This is a genomic window from Lysobacter arenosi, from assembly GCF_016613475.2.
GTDB classification, from domain to species: domain Bacteria; phylum Pseudomonadota; class Gammaproteobacteria; order Xanthomonadales; family Xanthomonadaceae; genus Lysobacter_J; species Lysobacter_J arenosi.
The window spans coordinates 1,567,576-1,588,658 of sequence record NZ_CP071517.1 but is presented as its reverse complement, the minus strand read 5'-3'; the positions used below and the strand labels follow the sequence as shown (position 1 = coordinate 1,588,658).

Sequence of the window (21,083 nt, the reverse complement as noted above, 5' to 3'; positions counted from 1 at the left end):
CTGCCCCGCGGGCTTTACTGGTGGTAACGGCTTCCGGATGAAGCATCACGCGCCATGGATGGCGCAATCCAATTGAGACGGCCAGGCTCCGCGCGCCTTCCCCCGCGGATCGCGAAGGCCGTACCTGCAGTCTTCTGGATGAAGCATGGGGTGCCAAGGATGGCGCCAGTTTCATCCGCGCCTCCTTTTCCCCTTAGTCTTCGGCCACGAGTGCGCCGCGCGTTCGTCGCGGCCGCAGCAAATTCAATGCTCGCTGCACTCGTCGCATTTCGCCTGTGGTTTAAGACGATTCTCATATACGACCCACGATCGTAGTGGTCAGATGAGGCGTCCGCGAATTCTGTGTGATTGGGGACTCCGACTCAGCATCGGCTGTCAGGTTTTCGACAGGCATTCGTGCGCGCGGATCGCGCATGTCGTCGGCAAGCTCTGCCTGCAAGTCGCACCAAAGCAGCAGTACGAACTAAGTAGTTGCGCGCCAGGAGGGTGCGTAGCCGGGTGGGTTACCACGGACCCACGCCGGTCAGTGCCGGGGGCTCCCCCCCTGCGTCCGGCATGTCTGGGGAAGTCGACGGATCGGCTTCTCCAGACTCTTTATTGCACCTGCCTAACGAATCCTGCTGACCGTCCCGGCGGTAGGATCGCGCGTGGGCGCATGAATCTAGCGCGCCGCCAGCTCACGTTCCCGACTGAGCCAGGCCGCTGACTTGCGGCCTTTTTTTTGCGCGCGCTGCACCACCTGCACTCGTGCGACCGCGCTCAGGCGATTTGTGTGTTTCAGATGATTCTTATTTTCCGACATGGCGCCGAACTGATCATCTAGTCGCGTCAGCAAGGGGCTGGAACTCGGCCGGGTTGAACAGCGGGGAATGGGGCGGCCTGCCGCGCAAGGGGGAACCTTGGATGGTTCGCATACTCATTTTGCCGTGGAGCAATGCAGAACCGTGAGCGTGGCGAACGTCATTGACGTCTTCGTCAGGTTCATCCATGTCAAACAAGGAGCGTCAAGACATGAGTCACAAGGCAAGCAGCACGATCCCCGGGAAGGCAAGCAGAACGCACGCACGCTCAGCCCTGTCCACGGCAATCGCTGGGGCCATCTTCTTCGGTGGCCTCGCAACCGCCAGCGCGCAAGGCGCAGGGCGTGAAACCGGTCGCACCGGCGACCCCGCAAGCTGGCGCACGGAAGAGTTCAAGGCCGACTGGGGGCTTGCAGCGATCCGCGCCGAGTATGCCTACGCACGCGGCCTGAGCGGTCGTGGCGTGCGCACCGGAATCTTCGACAGTGGCACCGGTCTGGAACATCCGGAATTCGCAGGCAAGGACCACCGCAGCCTGCAGATCGCGGACACCCTTGCCGACGGTAGCCGGTGCACCAATACGACCTTCCTTTCGGGTCCGGGCGCTTGCTTTTCCTCGCGGGGTGATGAGGTAGCGGTCGACTACGTGCGGTTCCATGACAGCGTGCCGGAGCGGATCCGCGAGATCATCCGCAACGGAAACTACGTGCAGCCAGGCTTCAACTACAACAGCCATGGCACCCACGTCGGCGGAACTATCGTTGCCAACCGCGACGGTCAAGGCACGCATGGCGTGGCGTTTGGCGCAGACCTGACCACGGCACGGTTGTTCTTCAACAGCGCGCGACAGTGGCAGCCGAATCCGCGAGGGGGGTATTCGGTTGTGGACCTGCCGGGTGTCGGTCCCGATGTTTCGGCGTTCGCCGACATGTACCAGCAGATGAACGCGCAGGGCGTCAGGGCGATCAACCACAGCTGGGGCTTTGCATTTGAGCCCGATACCGTCGAGCTCCTGGACGCCTACCTGACAGATCCGGAGTTGGCGAGTTATTGGAAAGTCATCGCCGACGGCTCCCGCGCGCGGGGCTTGATCCAGGTTTGGGCTGCGGGAAACACCGACGCGGCGACTGCCAGCCCGGCAGAAAGCCCCTTCGCGGGCGCGCATGCCACCTTGCCGCGCGCGTTCGCCGATATCGAGCCGTACTGGCTCAGCGTGGTCAACGTCGATCGCGAGCTCGTCCTGAGCAACCGCTCGAACAAGTGCGGGTTCAGTATGAACTGGTGCCTTGCCGCGCCGGGATCCGACATCCAGTCGACGGTCTACGGTGGCGACCAACGTACCCAGGGCGAGGTGAAGACGAATCCGGATGGGAGTATCAGCCTGGAAGTGCGCACCCGGTTGCCAGCCTTTGAATACGCCCAGTACAGCGGCACGTCGATGGCCGCGCCACACGTGACCGGTTCGTTGGCACTACTGATTGAGCGCTTTCCGTACCTGAATAATGCGCAGGTGCGCGATGTCCTGCTGACCACGACCACCGACCTGGGTGCGCCTGGCGTCGACGATGTCTACGGCTGGGGCCTGGTCAACCTGGAGAAGGCGATCGACGGTCGAGGCCAGATCCGCGTCGATACCAACGTGGTGATGAACCAGCGTGCTGGCGGCATCAAGGTCTGGGGAGGCGAGGCCTGGGACGATTGGCGCAACGATATCGGCGGCAGCGGTCGGCTGACCAAGTCGGGCGTGGGCTGGTTGCGGCTGAGTGGCAAGAACACCTTCGGCGGCCTCGACGTCAGGCAGGGCGTGCTCGAACTGGATTCCGATAACCGCCTGGGCAAGGTCGAGGTCAATGGCGGCCTGTTCGTGCTCAACGGAAAGCTCGCCAGCACCGACCTGCTCGTGAACAGCGGCGTCGCGAGCGTCCAAGGACGAGTGGCCGACGGCGCCACGCGGATCGCGAAAGGCGGCAGCCTGCATGGCAACGGCACCTTGGGTGACACCGTAGTCGAGGGAACGATCGCTCCGGGCAATTCGATCGGCGCGCTGCACATCGTGGGCACCTACACCCAGGCACCGGGTTCGTTCTACGAGGCCGAGATCGCGGCGCCATCCGCCTCGGATCTTATCGATGTCACCGGACGTGCCAACCTGCTTGGCGGAACGGTGCGGGTGTTCAATGCGCCGGGGCGGTACCTGCTGGGGCAGCGCTTCAACATCCTCACCGCGACCGACGGCGTGTCGGGTCGGTTTGCCAGCATCGATGCCTCGGCGATTTCGCCATTCCTGAAGTTCGGTTTCAACTACGGCGCGAACTCGGTGAATGTCGACGTCGCCCGCGGCCTGGCGCTCGCGACGGCCGCGCGCACGCGCAACCAGCGCTCGGTCGCGATGTCCGCAGACGTTCTGCCACTCAATGCACGTCTGGCGCAGACCCTCACGCAATTGTTCCCGCACCAGGCCATCCAGGCATTCGATTCGCTGAGTGGCGAGCTCTACCCCAGTGTTCAGTCGGTCCTGATCGAGGGCAGTCGCCACGTCCGGGACGCCGCCCTGGTCCGGGCACGGGCCGGCGCCGGCGAGTTCGCGCCGGCCAATGGTGATGCGCCGTCGGCAGCATGGATCCAGGTGCTCGGCAGCGGCGGCACGCTGCACGCCGACGGCAATGCCGGCGAGATCGACTACAACGGCAGTTCCACGCTGCTCGGTTACGACTTCCGTTTCGACAACGGTTTCCGCGTGGGTGTGCTCGGTGGCCTTGGTCGCGATGACGTGCAGTTGCCGAGCCGGCAGTCGAAGGGTGACATCAACACGCGCCACGTTGGCCTGTATGCGGGTCAGGCCTGGGGCGGGTTCGGCCTGCGCGCAGGTTGGGGCTATGCGGCGCACGACGTCGACGGCGAGCGGACGATCGCGTTTCCTGGCGTGCAGGACCGGACCCGTGCCGACTACGATGCCGACACCCGTCAGGCGTATATCGAAGGCGGTTATCGCTGGGCTGCCGGCGCCTGGGAATGGGAGCCGTACGGTCAGTTCGCCCAGGTCCGCACTAGCTCGGATGACGTTGTCGAACGCGGTGGCGTTGCCGCTCTGGCCGGGCAGGTCGAAGACAGTCGCGTGAATCTGGCAACCCTTGGACTGCGCTTCAACCTCAACCTCAGGGCTGCCGAACAGAAGGAAAGCTGGCTGAGCCTGCGCGGTGGACTCGGTCGTCGCCATGCCAGTGGCGATCTGTCGTCGACGGCGTCGCTGGCCTGGCAGGGCGGCGGAGCGTTCGATGTCCTCGGCACTCCGTTGGCCGAGAACGCGAACCTGGCGGAGGTCGGTCTGGGGGCGCGGGTGAGTCGCAACGGCCTGGTCGAGTTGAGCTACAGCGGCCAGTTCGCCGACGAATCCCGCGATCACGGCATGAACGCGCGCTACACCCTCAGCTTCTGATCGGTGAGGGCGGGCGCCAAGCCTCGCCCCAAAGCAGAAAGGCCGCGATTGCTCGCGGCCTTTCTGTTGTTGCATGCGCCGATGTGGCGCCGGTGGCTTACGCCAGGCCGGCCTGCTTCATCACTTCGGCAGCGTAGTCCTCGACCACCTTCTCGATGCCTTCGCCAACAGCAAGGCGCTGCATGGTGACGACGTCGGCGCCAGCGGCCTTGAGGACCTGCTCGACGGTCTGGTCGGTGTTGAGCACGTACGGCTGGCCGTACAGCGTGACCTCGTTGACGATCTTGGCGATCTTGCCGCTGATGATCTTCTCGAGGATCTCGGCCGGCTTGGCCTTGTCCTTCTCGGACATCTTGGCCAGCTCGATTTCCTTTTCCTTGGCCACGAACTCGGCCGGGACGTCGGAAGCCTTGATGTGCGGCGGGTTCATGGCGGCAACGTGCATGGCGATGCCACGGGCCAGTTCGATGTCGCCACCCTTGACCTCGACCAGCACGCCGATGCGGCCGCCGTGGACGTACGCGGCAACGTTGTTGGCGCTGTCGACGCGGGCGAGGCGACGGACCTGCACGTTCTCGCCGACCTTGGAGATGACGGCGGCGCGGGTTTCCTCGACGGTCTGTCCGCCGTCGACCTTGGCCGACTTCAGTGCTTCGGCGTCGGCGGCGCCGGAGGCCAGGGCGGCCTTGGCGACGGCTTCGGTGAAGCCCAGGAAGTTGTCATCCTTGGCGACGAAGTCGGTCTCGGAGTTGATCTCGACCAGCACGGCCTTGCCGCCGTCCTGGGCAACCGCGATGCGGCCTTCGGCAGCGACGCGATCGGCCTTCTTGTCGGCCTTGGCCAGACCCGACTTGCGCAGCCATTCGGCGGCAGCGTCGATGTCGCCATTGTTTTCGACGAGTGCCTTCTTGCACTCCATCATGCCGGCGCCGGTGCGCTCGCGCAGTTCCTTGACGAGGGAAGCGGTGATTTCAGCCATGGGGTTTACCTCGGAATTCGTTGGATGTGCGGATGGCGCCAAAGTTCGCTCAGGCCATTGCTGGCCGGTGCGTGGCGCGTCCGCGAAACGTTGCAGTACGACCAAAGCGATGCGACCGCGCATGATCGCGCGGCCGCATGACGCCGGTCTTACTCGGCGGCGTCGGCCTTCTTGGCCGGTGCCTTCTTGGCCGGGGCGCGGCCACGCGGGGCCTTGCGCTCGGCGCCGTTCTCTTCGCCTTCGGCGGCGGCTTCGGCGAAGTCTTCCTCGCGCACGCCAGCCGGCGTCGGCGCAGCGGCCTTGCCTTCCAGCACGGCGTCTGCGGCGGCACGGGCGTACAGCTGCACGGCGCGGATGGCGTCGTCGTTACCCGGGATGGCGTAGTCGACCAGGGCCGGATCGTAGTTGGTGTCGACGACGGCGATGACCGGGATGCCGAGCTTCTTGGCTTCCTTGATCGCGATGTCTTCGTGGCCGATGTCGATCACGAACAGCGCGTCGGGCAGACGGTTCATTTCCTTGATGCCGCCCAGCGAGGCTTCCAGCTTGTCGCGCTCACGGCGCAGGCCCAGCACTTCGTGCTTGACCAGCTTCTGGAAGGTGCCATCGGTCTCGGCTGCTTCCAGGTCCTTCAGGCGCTGCACCGACTGCTTGACGGTGCGGAAGTTGGTCAGCGTGCCGCCCAGCCAGCGCTGGGTCATGTACGGCATGTTGCAACGCTCGGCTTCTTCCTTGATGGCTTCGCGCGCGCTGCGCTTGGTGCCGAGGAACAGGATCATGCCGCGCTTCTGGGCGATGCCCGAGATGAAGTTCATCGCGTCATTGAAGAGCGGAACGGTCTTCTCGAGGTTGATGATGTGGATCTTGCCGCGGGCGCCGAAGATGTACGGACCCATCTTCGGGTTCCAGTAACGGGTCTGGTGGCCGAAGTGGACGCCTGCTTCGAGCATCTGGCGCATGGTGATCTGGGGCATTGCAAAACTCCAAGGCAGTGGAACCGGCCGCCGGGTAGGGTATGGCGGCTGCCCGCGGCAGGGCCGGGGGCGATGGTTCCGGGGTTGGGCCTCCCCGCTGCGTCCGTGACCGAACCTGTTGGTCCCGAAGGACCGCAGGCACCCCGGCACGAAGGGTTGCAGCGGGTGTGTATTCGCCTGCTCGGGGCCTGCTGGCCCGGTTGCTGCGCCCGGCGTGGGCGGATGGAAGGGCACGAGGGCCCGACCAAGCCGCGGAATTGTAGCGGTAACAGACTGTTACGGGCAAGCTGGGGGTCGGTTGGACCCTGAACGGGCCGCAGATAGGCGATAATGGCGCCATGGCCATCACCATCAAGACCCAAGAAGAGATCGAGAAGATGCGCGTCGCCGGCCGCCTGGCCGCCGAGGTCCTGCAGGTCGTCGCCCCGCATGTCAAGGCGGGCGTGACCACCGAGGAGCTGGACCGCATCTGCCACGATCATATCGTCAACGTGCAGAAGGCCATACCGGCCAACGTCGGCTACAAAGGCTTCCCGAAGACCGTCTGCACCTCGGTCAACAACGTCATCTGCCACGGCATCCCCAGCCCGGGCAAGGTCCTCAAGGACGGCGACATCGTCAATATCGACGTCACCGTGATCAAGGACGGCTGGCACGGCGACACCAGCCGCATGTACATGGTCGGCGAGCCGTCGGTCATGGCAAAGCGCCTGGTCGACGTGACCCGCGAGGCGATGTTCCGCGGTATCCGCACGGTTCGTCCGGGCGCGACCCTGGGCGACATCGGCGCGGCGATCCAGCAGTTCGCCGAAGCCGAACGCTTCAGCGTGGTGCGCGAGTACTGCGGCCACGGCATCGGCCGGATCTACCACGAAGACCCGCAGGTGCTGCATTACGGCCGCGCCGGCGAAGGGCTGGTGCTCAAGCCCGGCATGACCTTCACGATCGAGCCGATGATCAACGAGGGCGCGCGCCACACCAAGCTGCTGCCCGACGGCTGGACCGTGGTCACCAAGGACCGCAAGCTCTCGGCGCAGTGGGAGCACACGGTCGTGGTCACCGACGACGGGGTCGAGATCCTGACCCGCGTGCCCGGGGACGACAACGACCTATGACGGCTCCGGTCGCCGACGCCGGATCCACCGCAGGATCGGCGGCGCGACCGGCGGCGCAGGAGACTGGTGACCAGGCGCTCGCCATCCGCAATGCGCTGGCTGCGGTAAGTGCCGGCCTGGCACAGCGTTTCGACAGCGACCCCGACGCCGACATCGACCGCCTGCTGCAGGCGCGGACCGGCGCGGTCGACACCCAGGTGCGCGCCGCGTGGGCCAGCTGCCTGCCGGTCGATGCGCCGCTGGCGCTGTTCGCGGTCGGCGGCTATGGCCGCGGCGAACTGTTCCCGCAGTCGGACATCGACCTGCTGGTGCTGGCAGAATCCGACGCGCAACTCGCCCACGGCGAGGCGCTGGCCGCATTCGTCGCATTGCTCTGGGATGCCGGCCTGCCGGTCGGCCACGCGGTGCGTTCGGCAGCGCAATGCACGCAGGCCGCCGCCGACATCACCGTGCTCACCGCGATGCTGGAAGCACGTCCGCTGATCGCCACGGTCGAGGACATGCACGCCCTGCAGGTGGCGACGGCGCCGAACCAGGTGTGGCCGGCGCGCGAGTTCTTCGGCGCCAAGCGCGAGGAACTGCGCCTGCGCCATGCCCGCTACGAGGACACCGCCGACAACCTCGAGCCGAACCTGAAGGAAGGCCCCGGTGGCCTGCGCGACGTGCAGACGCTGCGCTGGATGGCATTGCGGATCGTCGGTACCGGCGACTTGGAATCGCTCGTCGCGATCGGCCAGTTCGGCGCCGACGAACTGGCCACGCTCGAGCGCGAACGCCGCGCACTGTCGCGCCTGCGCTTCGGCCTGCACCTGGTCGCGGGCAAGCGCGAGGAGCGGTTGCGATTCGATTACCAGAAGCTGCTGGCGGAACGGCTGGGGCACGTCGACAACGCCGACACGCTTGCTGTCGAGCAGATGATGCAGGGCTTCTACCGCAGTGCCGCGCTGGTGCTGCGCATCGGTGAACGTTTGCTGCAGCGTTTCGAAGAGCAGATCGAAGGCGAGACCGCACCGGTCGTCATCGACCATGCCTTCGAACTGCGCCGCGATTACCTCGCCGCGCGCGATCCGCAGTGGCCGCGCGATGCCTACGATGTCTTCTCACTGTTTGCAGTGTGGGCCGGGCACGATGCCGTCCGCGGCCTGCACTCGCAGACCGCGCGCGCACTGGCCGAGTCGCTGTCACGCGTACCGGCCTTCCAGCAGGCCGAGCCGGCCTTGCGCGAGCGCTTCATCGCGCTGCTGCGTGGGCCGCACCCGGTTCACGCTCTCGAGCGCATGGCGCGGCTTGGAGTGCTCGGACGCTGGATTCCGGCGTTCGCGAAAGTCTCCGGGCGCATGCAGTTCGACCTGTTCCATGTCTTCACCGTCGACCAGCACACGCTGGCGGTGCTGCGCAACCTGGCGCGCTTCGCCTCGGGCATCGTCGACGAGCGCTTCAGCATTGCCCACGAAGTCTGGCCGCGCCTGCGCAAGCCGGAACTGCTGCTGTTGGCCGGCCTGTTCCACGACATCGCCAAGGGCCGTGGCGGTGATCATTCCGAACTCGGCGCCGAGGATGCGCGGATCTTCTGCAGCACGATTGGGTTGTCGCGTGCCGACACCGCGCTGGTCGAATGGCTGGTGCGCCAGCATCTGCTGATGTCGGTGACGGCGCAGAAGCAGGACATCGCCGATCCGGAAGTGATCCATCGCTTTGCCGGCAAGGTCAATGATCGCGAGCACCTCGATCATCTTTATCTTCTGACCTGCGCCGACATCGCCGGCACGTCGCCCAAGCTGTGGAACGCCTGGAAGGATCGCCTGCTGGCCGACCTCTATACGGCCACGCGCCTGGCATTGCGACGTGGCCTCGAGCATCCGGTCGCCGGCATCGAACGCGCCAGCGAGACCCGCGATGCCGCGCGCGCGATGCTGGCCACGCTCGGATTCGGCGACGATGACGTGGATCAACTCTTCGAGCGCATGCCCGAGATCGGTTTCCAGCGCAGCCGCCCCGACCAGATCGCCTGGCAGGCGGCATCGCTGCGCGGTGTCGCCACTGGCGAAACGCGCGTGCGTGCACGTGCCGTCGGCGAGCATGCCGGTGCCCTGGAAGTGTTCGTGCATTGCCAGGACCGCGATGGCCTGTTCGCCGCGATCGTGGCCACGCTCGATCGTCTCGGCCTGGCGATCCAGCAGGCGCGCGTGCTCGATGGTCCGAACGCGATGATCTTCGACAGCTTCGAGGTCGTGCCGATCGATCCGCGTTGCCCGCCGGGCATCGACGAGGTCGAGCAGCGCCTGGCCGCGGTGCTCGACGGTCCGCTCGACCGCATCAAGCCGACCCGTCGCACCCAGCCGCGCCACCTCCGGCATTTCCGCATCGCCGCTCAGGTCGGCTTCGACACGCTCGATGACGGCCGCACCATGCTCAGCCTGGTCTGCACCGACCGCCCCGGACTGCTGGCCGACGTCACCCAGGCCATCCGCAGCGAGGGCCTTCGCGTGCACGATGCGCGCATCGCCACGTTCGGCGAGCGCGCCGAGGACGTGTTCCAGCTCACCAGTACCCAACCCGACGGGCGCGATGGCGCGCTCGATGAAACGCAACAGGAGGCCCTGCGCGACGCGTTGCTGGCCTGCCTTGAAGGAGATCGTTGATGAGTTCCGAGAAGAAGCCCGCCCGCAAGACCGTCCGCAAGGCCGTTCGCAAGAAGGTCACGCCGAAGGGTCCGGGTGTCGATGAACTGAAGTTCATGGTCGACAGCGCCTTCGAGCGCCGGGCGATGCTGACCCCCGACGAACTCGAGGGCTCGACGCGACCGACCGTCGAGCGCGTGATCTCGGACCTGGAAAGCGGCGAGTTCCGTGTCGCCGAACCCGACGGCAAGGGCGGCTGGACCGTCAACGAGTGGCTGAAGAAGGCGGTGCTGCTGTACTTCCGCGTCAACGACATGCAACTGGTCGAAGGTTTCCCGGCGCCGTACTGGGACAAGGTGCCGGCGCGCTTCGAGGGTTTCGGCGAGGCCGATTTCCGCAAGCTCGGCGCGCGCGTCGTGCCCGGTGCGATCGCCCGGCGCGGTTCCTACATCGGCAAGGACGTGGTGCTGATGCCGAGCTTCGTCAACATCGGCGCGCACGTCGGTGAAGGCACGATGGTCGACACCTGGGCCACGGTGGGTTCGTGCGCGCAGGTCGGCAAGCATTGCCACCTGTCCGGCGGTGCCGGCATCGGTGGCGTGCTCGAGCCGTTGCAGGCCTCGCCGACGATCATCGAGGACCACTGCTTCATCGGTGCCCGCTCGGAAGTCGTCGAAGGCTTCGTCGTCGGCCACCACAGCGTGATCGGCATGGGCGTGTTCCTCGGCCAGAGCACGCGCGTGTACAACCGCGCCACCGGCGAGGTCACCTATGGCTATGTGCCGCCGTACAGCGTGGTCGTCTCCGGCCAGCTGCCGGCCAAGGACGGTTCGCACTCGCTGTACTGCGCGGTGATCGTCAAGCAGGTCGATGCCAAGACGCTGTCGAAGACCAGCATCAACGAACTGCTGCGCGGATTGGCGGACTGAAGAATGACCACGCTCTACGGACTCAACAACTGCGACACCTGCAAGAAGGCCCGCAAGTGGCTCGACCGGTTCGGCCTGGGCTATGCCTTCGTCGATTACCGCGACGAGCGCCAGTCGCCCGAAACGCTGGTGCAATGGAAGGACCAGCTCGGTGGCTGGGACGCGATGATCAACAAGTCGTCCACCACCTGGCGCAGCCTGCCCGACAATCGCAAGACGCCCGGCTCGGACGCGGAATGGAAGCTGCTGCTGAAGGAATACCCGCAGCTGATCCGTCGTCCGCTGGTGATGACCGACGACGGACAGGTCAGCCAGGGCTTCAGCGACAACGGCTTCAAGCAGCGCTTCGGCGTCGGCGCACTGGGCTGACGCAATGAGCGACGTCCTCGACCTCACTTGCGACCTGATCGCACGCGCTTCGGTCACGCCGCAAGACGGTGACTGCCAGGCGATGATCGGCCAGCGCCTGCTCGCGGCGGGATTCCGTTGCGAGCACATGCACTTCGGCGATGTCGACAACCTGTGGGCGGTGCATGGCAGCGAGGGTCCGACCCTGGTGCTGCTCGGCCATACCGACGTGGTTCCGCCGGGGCCGCGCGAAGCATGGGCCAGCGATCCGTTCTTTCCCGAGATCCGCGACGGCGTGCTGTACGGGCGCGGCGCGGCGGACATGAAGGGCAGCGTTGCTGCGTTTGTCGTCGCGCTCGAGCGCTTCGTCGCTGCCCATCCCGACCATCCCGGCAGGGTCGCGCTGCTGCTGACCTCCGACGAGGAGGGCGATGCCATCGACGGCGTGCGCCGCGTTGCCGAGACGTTCCGCGAGCGCGGCGAACGCCTGGACTGGTGCATCACCGGCGAGCCGTCTTCGATGACGAAGCTGGGCGATCTGCTGCGTGTCGGCCGTCGCGGCACCTTGTCGGCGACGCTGACGGTGCGCGGCGTGCAGGGCCATGTCGCGTATCCGGACAAGGCGCGCAACCCGATCCACTTGGCCATGCCCGCGCTCGCCGAACTTGCGGCGCGTCGCTGGGACGAGGGCTACGAGACATTCCCGCCGACCAGCCTGCAGATCAGCAACATCCACGCCGGCACCGGCGCCAACAACGTCATTCCCGGCGAACTCGAGGTGCTGTTCAACCTGCGCTTCAACCCGAGCTGGAGCGCGGCGCAGCTGGAGCAGGAATGCGAAGCGGTGCTGCAGCGGCACGGGCTCGAGTACAGCGTGCGCTGGCATCGCGGCGGCGAGCCGTTCTACACGCCGGAAGGCCCGCTGCGTGCGGCTGCGCGCGCAGTGCTGGGCCAGTACTGCGGTGCCGCACCGGAGGAAAGCACGGGCGGCGGTACTTCGGATGCGCGCTTCATCGCGCCGCTGGGCGCGCAGTGCATCGAGATCGGCCCGGTGAACGCCAGCATCCACAAGGTCGACGAGCATGTGTCGGTGGCGGATCTCGAGGCGCTGCCGGATCTGTACCAGGCACTGATCGAGCGGATGCTGCTGCGCTGACGCAAGCCTCTCCCGCGAACGGGAGAGGCGTTGCACCGTCGCCGCTTACTGCGGCGCCAGCTTGAGCGTGTGCTGCGTCTTGCCCGGCAGGAACGGCGTAGGCCGGCCATGCACCCAGTCGTCATGACCGGCGCCCCAGAACGGCGACATCAGGTGGCCGCTCTGGCCGCCCGGCATATGGATGATGCCGTCGGCTTCGTGGCCCGGTGACACCACCATGCGTTCGGACGCGCCGAAGTTCGGTCCCTGCACGCGCGGCATGCCGCTGTCGCCGGGCAGCTCATCGGCGGCCATGCAAAGCATCGGCTTGGCGAAGGCGGGCAGGGCGCGGCTGAGCGGGTGGCAGATCTTCGCAGTGTTGCGCTCGCCCCAGCTGCGCTGAGCGATCGGTCCCTTCTCCTGCAACTCGTCGCGCACTTCACGCGCGGCGTCCTCGAACAACGCATCCCACGAGGCAAAACGACGCGGCAGCAGGTTCGCCGGGCGTTGCGTCACCAGCGGCCAGGCCACGCCTTCGAAGTGCGAGAGATTGGGCATCTCGAAGTCCTTGCCCAGGGCTGCCTGCGCCGGTGCGGTCAGGCCATCGAGCAGGCGGTCGTGCACGGCCAGGCGCCAGGCGCGCACGACGCGGTAGCTGACCGAGTTGGTGCTGGCGTGTCCCTGCCAGGTCGGCGATGCCACGGCGAGTTCGTGCAGCGCCGGTGACTTGTCCGACGCGCCCTGGTCGCGCAGGAGCTGCCACCAGCGGGTCAGGAACAAAGCGCGATCGTCGAGCTGGATGGCGAGCAGGTCGCGTTCGTTGAATCGCTCCTTGGCGAACAGGTCGTCGCGGATCTGGCGGGCGCGCGCGCCATTGGCGTAGCCACCGTCGCCGATGCGCGCAAGCAGCGCGCCATCGACGACGCGCGTGTTGGCGCTCCACATGCGCTGCACCGTGCCAGGCGGCAGGGCGATGCCCGAGGCAGGGGTGATCGGCCACGGCGGGCACGATGCCGCCTCGCTGACGGTGGTCGCAGCGCAGCTGGCCTGGCGCACGGGCGCCGGGCCGAGCAGGCGCCAGGTGATGCGGCCGTCGCGCCCGCCGATGGCGAGGTTCTGCCCGGGGATCGCGGTGTGGTCGGCCATCTGCAGGGCATCGTCGAGCGAGTGCGCGTGCAGGAAGTTGGCCAGACCCAGGTTCATCGCGCCGGGCTGGTGGGCGACCCAGCGCAGCGCCAGGCCGCTGCCATCGGGCTGGCGGAACAGGATCGGCCCCCAGGCAGACTCATCGACCGGGAATTCGACATCGGCCTGGCCGGCGACGCGGATGCGTTCCACGTGCCGGGTCACACCCGCACAGGGCTCGGCGCAGGCCGGCTGGCGCTGCCAGTCGAGCCAGTCGCCGTAGCTGTTGGTGAAGCCCCAGGCGACCTGGCCGTTGCTGCCGACCACCAGTGCCGGCAGGCCGGGCAGGGTGAAGCCGGTGGCGTCGACGTGTCCGCCGACGGCGCGCGTGTCGGGATAGCGAAGGCGTGCGCGGAACCAGATGTTCGGTGCGCGCAGGCCCAGGTGCATGTCGTCGGCGACGATGGCGCGACCGTCGGCGGTGAGCTGGCCGGAGACGGCGAAGTTGTTGCTGCCCACGTCCGAACGCTCGGGCACGTTGGCCGGGCGGTCGGCGGGCGAGGGCATCGGCAGCGCACGCAGGTCGAGCGTGGCGGCATCGGGCAGGGCCGCGTCACCGCGCGGCCGGCCGGCCAGCGGCGCGTCCCAGCTGCTGCCGTCGTGGGCGAGCAGCGCATACAGCGCCCCCGGCACATGCGGCTTGAGCTTCCACATCGCCAGTTCGCGGGCGTTGCTGGCGTCCTGCAGGTCGAAGTACATGGCATAGCCGGCCAGTGCCGAGTCTTCCAGGCGCCACGGCTCGGGCTGCGTGCGCAGCAGCAGGTAAGGCCAGGGGCGCACCTTCAATGCGGCCAAGCCGGCATTGACGCCATCGACGTAGGCCTGCGCCATCGGTCGCTTGTCGCCGAGGATCGCATCAAGGTGAGCGCTCACGCGTGCGCGCATGCGGTGCACGCGGCGCTGCTTGTCGGTGTCGATCGCGGCCGGGCCGAACAGGGCCGACAGTTCGCCGGACGACGCGCGGCGCAGCAGGTCCATCTCGAAGTAGCGTTCCTGCGCGTGGACGTAGCCCAGTGCACGCATCGCATCGGCTTCGTTGGCGGCATCGACGGTGACCACGCCGAGCGCGTCGCGCTGGATCGAAACCGGTGCCGACAGGCCGGGCAGGGCGAGTTCGCCCTCCAGGCTCGGCAGGCTGCCGCGCATCAGCCACCAGATCGCGAAAGCGCCTGCCACCAGCAACAGCAGCAGCACGACGAGGCTGCGTTTGATCAGTTTCTTCATGGTCCCCATCGTGGATTGATTCCCCGCCCTAGTGTCGCGCATTGGCAGGCATCGGAGCAGGCCTGGCCCTGTCCGGGGGAGGGGGCTTGCAACTGGCCGCCGGCTGTCGCAGGATCGGCCCATGTCTTCCGTCCAGGCCCTCGCCCACGCCACCAACGCCGCCCTTCGCGGCGGTGCGCCCGTGGCCGGCCTGAACAATAACAACCGCAATAACGCCAGCCACCCGCGGGCCGGCGATTAGCGCGCGCAAGACACGCTAACTCGCTCACGAAGCCCGCGCCAAAAGCGCGGGCTTCTTCGTTTCTGCCTTCTCCACTTCCTCCTCCTTCCACGAAACAAGCCCACCCAGGAGTCCTCCCATGTGTTCCATCCTCGGCATATTCGGCCTGCAACCCGGCGATGACGTACAAGCGCTGCGCCGGCGCGCCCTCGAGCTTTCGCAACGCCAGCGCCACCGCGGCCCTGACTGGAGCGGCGTGCATCTGGACGACGGCGTGATCCTCGTCCACGAGCGCCTGGCCATCGTCGATCCGGCCGGCGGCTCGCAGCCGCTGCACTCGGAAGACGGCGAACTGGCGCTGGCCGTCAACGGCGAGATCTACAACCACCGCGAGCTCGAGCAGCGGCTGCGCGAACCCTATGCGTTCCAGACCGGCTCGGACTGCGAAGTGATCAGCGCGCTCTACCGCGAGCGTGACGACGTCGCCGCCTGGCTCAACGAACTCAATGGCATCTTCGCGTTCGCGTTGTGGGATGCAGGCAACAAGCGCTACCTGATTGCGCGCGACCCGATCGGTGTCTGCCCGCTGTACTGGGGGCACGATCACGACGGACGCCTGTGCGTGGCCTCGGAGATGAAAGCGCTGGCCGATGTCTGCGCAGATGTCGCGCAGTTCCCGCCGGGGCACTACTACGACAGTGCCAGCGGTGAACTGGTGCGCTACTACGTCAAACCCTGGCGCGACTACGACGCAACGCAGGGCGTGGAAGTGGCCAGGCAGGAACTGCGCGAGGCCTTCGAGCGCGCCGTGCACCGGCAGATGATGAGCGACGTGCCGTACGGCGTGCTGCTGTCGGGCGGACTGGACTCGTCACTGGTCGCCGCGGTGGCGGCGCGCTATGCGCGCAAGCGCATCGAGGACAACGATGCCAGCGAGGCCTGGTGGCCGCGCCTGCATTCGTTCGCGATCGGGCTGGACGGTTCGCCCGACCTGGCCGCGGCCGAAATCGCAGCGCAGGCGCTGGGTACCGTGCACCACGGTTTCACCTACACGTTCGAGGAGGGCCTGGATGCATTGCCGGAGGTGATCCGCCACATCGAGACCTACGACGTCACCACCATTCGTGCCTCCACGCCGATGTTCCTGCTGGCGCGTCGGATCAAGGCGATGGGGGTGAAGATGGTGCTGTCGGGCGAGGGCAGCGACGAGATCTTCGGCGGCTACCTGTACTTCCACAAGGCGCCCAACGCCCGCGAGTTCCATGAAGAAACCGTGCGCAAGATCGATGCGCTGTACAACTACGACTGCCTGCGCGCGAACAAGTCGATGATGGCCTGGGGCGTGGAGCCGCGCGTGCCGTTCCTCGATGTCGAGTTCCTCGACGTGGCGATGCGCATGGACGCGCAGTACAAGATGGCCGGGCCCGGGCCGGACGGTACGCGACGCATCGAGAAATCGATCCTGCGCGAAGCCTTCGACGGCTACCTGCCCGAATCGATCCTGTGGCGGCAGAAGGAGCAGTTCAGCGACGGCGTCGGTTATGGCTGGATCGACGGACTCAAGGCGCACGCCCAGGCGCAGGTCAGCGATCGGGTGTTCGCCGCGGCCGCCAGCCGTTTCCCGGTCAACCCGCCGCAGACGAAGGAGGCCTACCTGTACCGGCACATCTTCGAGCAGTTCTTCCCCAGTGCCGCCTGCGCCGAGACGGTGCCCGGCGGCAAGTCGATCGCCTGCTCGTCACCGGCGGCGATCGCCTGGGACGCGGCCTTCGCGACCATGGCCGATCCGTCCGGCCGTGCGGTCGCGGGGGTGCACCAGGCCGCGCTGGGGCAGGGGTGACGGCTCAGGCCGCCGCTGCAGCGACTGCAAGCTCCAGGTCTGTGCCGTCCAGCGCGGCAACCATGGCGGCGTCGGCGTGGACAACGTCGATGCCGTTGCGGTCGTACCAGTCGGCGGCGTAGTAGCTGTGCGCATAGCGTTCGCCGCCATCGCACAGGATGGCGACGATCGATCCGGTCTGGCCTGCAGATCGCATGCATTGCGCTGCGTACAGCACGCCGACGAAATTGGTTCCGGTCGATCCCCCGACGCGACGGCCCAGGCGGGCGCTGACGTGGCGCATCGCCGCCAGGCTCAGCGAATCAGGCACTTTGACCATGGTGTCTATGCAGCCCGGGATGAAACTGGGCTCCACCCGCGGCCGGCCGATGCCTTCGATGCGCGAGCCGTGTGGCAGCGACAGGCTGGCGTCGGCGCACCCGCGCATTGCGCCGGCGTAGTAGTCGAAGAACACCGACGATTCCGGGTCGGCGCAGAGGATGCGGGTGTCGTGGCGGCGATAGCGGACGTAGCGGCCGAGCGTCGCCGAGGTGCCGCCGGTGCCGGCGCTGCACACGATCCACGCCGGCACCGGATGCGGCTCCAGCGCCATTTGCCTGAAGATGGATTCGGCGATGTTGTTGTTGGCACGCCAGTCGGTGGCGCGCTCGGCGTAGGTGAACTGATCCATGAAATGGCCGCCACTCTGGCGCGCCAGCCGCCGCGATGCGTCGTCCAGCCCGCAGGCACTGTCGACCAAGGTGGCACTGGCCACCGTAGAACTCGATCGCGCGGATCTTCTCCGGCGACGTCCCGTGCGGCATGACAGCGACAAAGGGCAAGCCAAGCAGCCGCGCGAAGTAGGCTTCCGAGACCGCGGTCGAACCGCTGGAGGCTTCCACCACGGTGCTTGCCTCATGCAGCCAGCCATTGGCCAGTGCATAGAGAAACAGCGAGCGTGCCAGCCGGTGCTTGAGACTTCCGGTGGGGTGGCTGGACTCGTCCTTCAGGTAGACGTCGATGCCGGGATAGCCGGGCAGCTCGAGCGGTATCAGATGGGTGTCGGATGAGCGGTTGAAGTCGGCCTCGATCCTGGCGATGGCCGTGGCGACCCCAGTCGCGGTGGTTGCGTGCCATCGTTGCCTCCGCCTCGCAGGAGTGGGTCGGCGGCGCACCCGCCGGAGCGGGTGCGCGCAGCTCGTGACCTTACTTGGTGACCGTCAACTTGCCCTTCATCAGCATCGAGTGACCGGGGAAGCTGCAGAAGAACGTGTAGTCGCCACCGGCCGTGAGCTTCTTGCCGGGGAAGGTGACCTTGGTCTTCTGGCCGCCGCCGACCAGTGTCGTCGCGGCGATGACGCGGGTGTCGCCCTTCGTGACGTAGTTGTTCGCCACGCCGGCCTTGATGCCGTCCCGCGCGATGGCGTCCACGTCCTTGGTCGCACTGATGACCACGTTATGGCCCATGGCTGCGGCCGGCAGCTTGCCGGTATGCACCAGTTCGACGGTGATGCTGGGGCACGCGGCCGAGACCGTTGCCGTCTTCAGATCGAACTTCATTGCATCGTCTCCCTTGAGCGAGATGGTGCAGTTGCTGGCGGCGTGGGCGAATCCGGACGCAGCGAACAGTCCGAGGCAGAGCAGTGAGGTGGAAAGGATCTTCATGGGCTACTCCTGGAGGAAGGGGGAGGGTGGTCAGTGCGAGGAAACGAGGGTTTTCTTCACCTGCGCGACGAACTCCGGATCGGGCTGCAGTCCGGTCACTTCGCTGCGGGCGAGGACACGGCCATCGCGGTCGAGCAGGATCAACACGCTGGTGTGGTTGAAGGTTCCATCGGGCTGGGCGCGGTAGCGGATGTCGAGGACCGCGGCCAGCGTACGCACGTCGGTGTCGAGGGGGCGTAGCAGGCGCCAGCGCGAGTCCAGATGGTGGGCGTCGGCGACGTCCTGCAGTGCCGCCGGCGTGTCGCGTGCCGGATCGATGCTGATCACGGCGAGGTCGAGAGCGTCGTGCTCGCTGGCGGTGAGCTGCTTCTGCACCGCCTTGCCGCTGGCGATGATGAGCGGGCACATCAGGTGGCAATTGCTATAGAACATCGACACGACAGCGGGGCGGCCACGCAGGTCCGGCGAGGACAGTTCCCGGCCGTCCTGGGCGGTCAGTGATGCGGTTACCTGATAGACCGAGTCGCCGGGCAGCTCGTCGGCGACGGCAAGCGCAGGCAAACAGAACAGCAGCCCCATGGCGACACTCAGGGCGGGACCGGTCGGGGAAGATTTCATGGTCGACTCCTTGCGCAGCGGAAGCCGAGGTTGCCCAGCGTGCTGCGAGGTTGCATGGCCGACAACAGGGCCACGCGCTTGAGCACGGCATAGTCGTCGCGGTTGTTGAAGGACAGCCCGGTGGCGCCGCAGAACTGCAGCCGGTCGCCGTCATCCGCGCCGCGCTTGTCGCTGTCGCCCAGCAGGGTGGAGAAGTCGCCGACCCATTCCCATGACGCGCCGTGGAGTCCGCGGATTCCGTAGGCATTGGCGGGTGCGTTGCCGGCCGCATCGACTGCGCGCGACGTGCCGTCAGCAAACAGGCGATTGCGCCAGACCGGGTCGGTGCGTGCATCACGCCGTTGCGGGTCGGCAGCGGCGACGTACTCCCACTCGGCCCAGTCCGGCAGTCGCGCCTGCTGCGCCTTGCAATAGGCATCGGCGGCAAACCAGCTGACGTGCGTAGCCGGGCGCTCAGCGTCGAGCGGATCCGGCGCATCGTCAGCCTGCCAGTGGGACAGGTACCCCGAGTCGGCGAACAACGCCGGCACGCGGTCGCGACGCCATTGCGGGTGCTGCAGGACGAATGCCTGGAACTCGCGGTCGCTGACCGCCTGTTGCATCAGCGCGAAGTCTGCGACAACGCGGTCGCCGTCGTTTCCCTCATAACGGATCGTCGAGCGGAATGCACCGCCCGGGATCTCGACATAGGCGGCCGGCGATGCTGCCGGCGACGAAGTCGCCAGCAGCACGAGCCAAAGCGTCGAAGTGAGCATGATGGCTCCCGGCGTCCGCGTCAGTGGCCTGACTTGCCCGCCGGCGGAGATTCCATGCTCGACTGCTGTCCGGTGTAGATGGACGAATCCTTCTCGCCGGTGACCTTGAGGATTCCGAGCGTACCCTTGTGGAACGTGCGGAAGATGCTGTGGTCGACGAGGATGTAGTTACCCGGGACGTCCGTCTTGAACTCGACCATGGCCGAGCCACCGGCCGGTATCAGCGTGGTCTGCACGTTCTCCTGGTACTTGCTGCCGCCTTCGGTGTAGACCTTGTCGAAGATCTCGCCGATCACGTGGAAGCTCGACACGAGGTTCGGGCCGCCGTTGCCGACGAACAGGCGCACCGTCTCGCCGGCCTTGGCGGTCAAGGCCTTGTCGCCCGTCAGCGAACCTTCGGCACCGTTGAAGAGCACGTAGGTGGGATGCTCGTCGATCGCCTTCTCCAGGCTGAAGGGTTGGAGGCCCGGTTCGCCGTACTTGCCTTCGGTGTAGAAGTCGCCCTGCATCACGTAGTACTCCTTGTCGACCTTGGGCAAGCCCTGCGGCGGCTCGACCAGGATCAGGCCGTACATGCCGTTGGCGATGTGCATGCCGACCGGCGGCATCGCGCAGTGGTAGACGTACAAACCCGGGTTCATTGCCTTGAAGGTGAACTTCGTCTGGTGGCCGGGAAGCGTGAACGTCGCTTCCGCGCCACCGCCGGTGCCGGTGACGGCATGCAGGTCGATGTTGTGCGGCATGTGCGAGTCGTGCGCGTTCTTCAGGTTGAACTCGACCGTGTCGCCCTGGCGCACGCGGATGAAACTGCCGGGAACACTGCCGCCGAACGTCCAGAAGTTGTAGGTGACGCCGTTGGAGATCGGCATTTCCTTCTCGACCACTTCCAGCTCCACGATCACCTTGGCCGGCGCGGTGCGGTTGGTCGGTGGCGGCACCATCGGGGGAGCGGTCAGCACGGCCTTGATGGGTTTGCCAAGGATCGCGTCGTTGTCGTTTGTCGCGGCGTGGTGGGGTGTGGCGATGGCGACCGGTGCGCCGATACCGAGGGCGCATGCGAGTGCGCAGAACAGCAGGTGATGAGATACACGACTCATGTGTGACTGCCTTGCTAATGGCCTGATGGCCGATGGCGGCAAGGTAGTCGCGCGTTCAGCGTTTCGCCTTGATGTATGTCAAACCTGTCTGCGGGCATCGCGTCGGTGAGACTTTGTGGCAGTGACGCAGTAGCGGACGGATTGCAAATTTGGCATCCGGACG

At 66.6% G+C, this 21,083-nt stretch carries 14 protein-coding genes and 1 pseudogene; 7 read left to right on the top strand and 8 right to left on the bottom strand.

Going from position 1 to position 21,083, the window contains the following annotated elements:
- The first annotated feature begins 1,011 nt into the window (after nucleotides 1-1,011).
- On the top strand, nucleotides 1,012-4,236 hold the full coding sequence (locus HIV01_RS07440) for an autotransporter domain-containing protein (RefSeq protein ID WP_207527132.1): 3,225 nt from the start codon (nucleotides 1,012-1,014) through the stop codon (nucleotides 4,234-4,236).
- A 97-nt stretch (nucleotides 4,237-4,333) separates the two neighbouring features.
- Here the strand turns inward: HIV01_RS07440 and tsf are convergent, their stop codons facing one another.
- Nucleotides 4,334-5,215, bottom strand: a complete 882-nt coding sequence (tsf, locus tag HIV01_RS07435; protein ID WP_200605926.1) for a translation elongation factor Ts — start codon at nucleotides 5,213-5,215, stop codon at nucleotides 4,334-4,336.
- Between the two features lie 149 nt (nucleotides 5,216-5,364).
- Complete coding sequence (rpsB, locus tag HIV01_RS07430; protein ID WP_158731534.1) at nucleotides 5,365-6,189, bottom strand: 30S ribosomal protein S2; 825 nt, start codon at nucleotides 6,187-6,189, stop codon at nucleotides 5,365-5,367.
- Between the two features lie 338 nt (nucleotides 6,190-6,527).
- Between rpsB and map the strand changes: the two genes are divergently transcribed.
- Genes map through dapE form a run of 5 tightly spaced genes read left to right on the top strand, consistent with a single transcriptional unit; the run spans nucleotide 6,528 to nucleotide 12,358 of the window.
- Nucleotides 6,528-7,304 carry a type I methionyl aminopeptidase gene (map, locus tag HIV01_RS07425; protein ID WP_200605923.1) on the top strand — a complete coding sequence of 259 codons (777 nt, stop codon included), beginning with the start codon at nucleotides 6,528-6,530 and terminating at the stop codon, nucleotides 7,302-7,304.
- Complete coding sequence (gene glnD / locus HIV01_RS07420) at nucleotides 7,301-9,946, top strand: [protein-PII] uridylyltransferase (RefSeq protein ID WP_207527131.1); 2,646 nt, start codon at nucleotides 7,301-7,303, stop codon at nucleotides 9,944-9,946. Before map ends, glnD begins: the two co-directional genes overlap by 4 nt.
- Nucleotides 9,946-10,854: a 2,3,4,5-tetrahydropyridine-2,6-dicarboxylate N-succinyltransferase gene (dapD, locus tag HIV01_RS07415; protein ID WP_200605920.1), complete on the top strand. Its 909-nt coding sequence runs from the start codon at nucleotides 9,946-9,948 to the stop codon at nucleotides 10,852-10,854. Before glnD ends, dapD begins: the two co-directional genes overlap by 1 nt.
- Nucleotides 10,855-10,857: 3 nt before the next feature.
- Nucleotides 10,858-11,223, top strand: a complete 366-nt coding sequence (locus HIV01_RS07410; RefSeq protein ID WP_200605912.1) for a Spx/MgsR family RNA polymerase-binding regulatory protein — start codon at nucleotides 10,858-10,860, stop codon at nucleotides 11,221-11,223.
- A 4-nt stretch (nucleotides 11,224-11,227) separates the two neighbouring features.
- Entirely contained in the window at nucleotides 11,228-12,358 is a 1,131-nt protein-coding gene (dapE, locus tag HIV01_RS07405; RefSeq protein WP_200605905.1) for a succinyl-diaminopimelate desuccinylase, read from the top strand.
- A gap of 45 nt (nucleotides 12,359-12,403) precedes the next feature.
- Here dapE and HIV01_RS07400 read toward each other — a convergent pair whose 3' ends face one another.
- Nucleotides 12,404-14,746: a penicillin acylase family protein gene (locus tag HIV01_RS07400; protein WP_200605903.1), complete on the bottom strand. Its 2,343-nt coding sequence runs from the start codon at nucleotides 14,744-14,746 to the stop codon at nucleotides 12,404-12,406.
- A gap of 359 nt (nucleotides 14,747-15,105) precedes the next feature.
- Here HIV01_RS07400 and asnB point away from each other — a divergent pair, with 359 nt between their 5' ends.
- Nucleotides 15,106-16,806: an asparagine synthase B gene (asnB, locus tag HIV01_RS07395; protein WP_200605901.1), complete on the top strand. Its 1,701-nt coding sequence runs from the start codon at nucleotides 15,106-15,108 to the stop codon at nucleotides 16,804-16,806.
- Nucleotides 16,807-16,810: 4 nt separating this feature from the next.
- Here asnB and HIV01_RS07390 read toward each other — a convergent pair.
- The 5 genes and pseudogenes from HIV01_RS07390 to nirK all read right to left on the bottom strand — a co-directional run bounded on the left by HIV01_RS07390 (nucleotide 16,811) and on the right by nirK (nucleotide 20,920).
- Nucleotides 16,811-17,885, bottom strand: a pseudogene (locus HIV01_RS07390) (PLP-dependent cysteine synthase family protein).
- Between the two features lie 106 nt (nucleotides 17,886-17,991).
- Nucleotides 17,992-18,450 carry an azurin gene (azu, locus tag HIV01_RS07385; protein ID WP_200605898.1) on the bottom strand — a complete coding sequence of 153 codons (459 nt, stop codon included), beginning with the start codon at nucleotides 18,448-18,450 and terminating at the stop codon, nucleotides 17,992-17,994.
- Nucleotides 18,451-18,480: 30 nt separating this feature from the next.
- Nucleotides 18,481-19,068 carry an SCO family protein gene (locus tag HIV01_RS07380; protein ID WP_207527130.1) on the bottom strand — a complete coding sequence of 196 codons (588 nt, stop codon included), beginning with the start codon at nucleotides 19,066-19,068 and terminating at the stop codon, nucleotides 18,481-18,483.
- Entirely contained in the window at nucleotides 19,065-19,823 is a 759-nt protein-coding gene (locus HIV01_RS07375; RefSeq protein ID WP_200605895.1) for a formylglycine-generating enzyme family protein, read from the bottom strand. The genes HIV01_RS07380 and HIV01_RS07375 overlap by 4 nt, the downstream gene beginning before the upstream one ends.
- A 20-nt stretch (nucleotides 19,824-19,843) precedes the next feature.
- Nucleotides 19,844-20,920 (bottom strand): copper-containing nitrite reductase, encoded by a 1,077-nt coding sequence (nirK, locus tag HIV01_RS07370; RefSeq protein ID WP_200605893.1) that lies wholly within the window; start codon nucleotides 20,918-20,920, stop codon nucleotides 19,844-19,846.
- Nucleotides 20,921-21,083: the final 163 nt, after the last annotated feature.

What these genes read in the sequence shown, in the direction of transcription:
- HIV01_RS07410 (WP_200605912.1), top strand. Translation starts at nt 10,858, where the DNA reads ATGACCACGCTCTACGGACTCAACAACTGCGACACCTGCAAGAAGGCC.
- map (WP_200605923.1), top strand. Translation starts at nt 6,528, where the DNA reads ATGGCCATCACCATCAAGACCCAAGAAGAGATCGAGAAGATGCGCGTC.
- asnB (WP_200605901.1), top strand. Translation starts at nt 15,106, where the DNA reads ATGTGTTCCATCCTCGGCATATTCGGCCTGCAACCCGGCGATGACGTA.
- HIV01_RS07375 (WP_200605895.1), bottom strand. Translation starts at nt 19,823, where the DNA reads ATGCTCACTTCGACGCTTTGGCTCGTGCTGCTGGCGACTTCGTCGCCG.
- rpsB (WP_158731534.1), bottom strand. Translation starts at nt 6,189, where the DNA reads ATGCCCCAGATCACCATGCGCCAGATGCTCGAAGCAGGCGTCCACTTC.
- dapD (WP_200605920.1), top strand. Translation starts at nt 9,946, where the DNA reads ATGAGTTCCGAGAAGAAGCCCGCCCGCAAGACCGTCCGCAAGGCCGTT.
- HIV01_RS07400 (WP_200605903.1), bottom strand. Translation starts at nt 14,746, where the DNA reads ATGAAGAAACTGATCAAACGCAGCCTCGTCGTGCTGCTGCTGTTGCTG.
- azu (WP_200605898.1), bottom strand. Translation starts at nt 18,450, where the DNA reads ATGAAGATCCTTTCCACCTCACTGCTCTGCCTCGGACTGTTCGCTGCG.
- nirK (WP_200605893.1), bottom strand. Translation starts at nt 20,920, where the DNA reads ATGAGTCGTGTATCTCATCACCTGCTGTTCTGCGCACTCGCATGCGCC.
- HIV01_RS07440 (WP_207527132.1), top strand. Translation starts at nt 1,012, where the DNA reads ATGAGTCACAAGGCAAGCAGCACGATCCCCGGGAAGGCAAGCAGAACG.
- HIV01_RS07380 (WP_207527130.1), bottom strand. Translation starts at nt 19,068, where the DNA reads ATGAAATCTTCCCCGACCGGTCCCGCCCTGAGTGTCGCCATGGGGCTG.
- dapE (WP_200605905.1), top strand. Translation starts at nt 11,228, where the DNA reads ATGAGCGACGTCCTCGACCTCACTTGCGACCTGATCGCACGCGCTTCG.
- glnD (WP_207527131.1), top strand. Translation starts at nt 7,301, where the DNA reads ATGACGGCTCCGGTCGCCGACGCCGGATCCACCGCAGGATCGGCGGCG.
- tsf (WP_200605926.1), bottom strand. Translation starts at nt 5,215, where the DNA reads ATGGCTGAAATCACCGCTTCCCTCGTCAAGGAACTGCGCGAGCGCACC.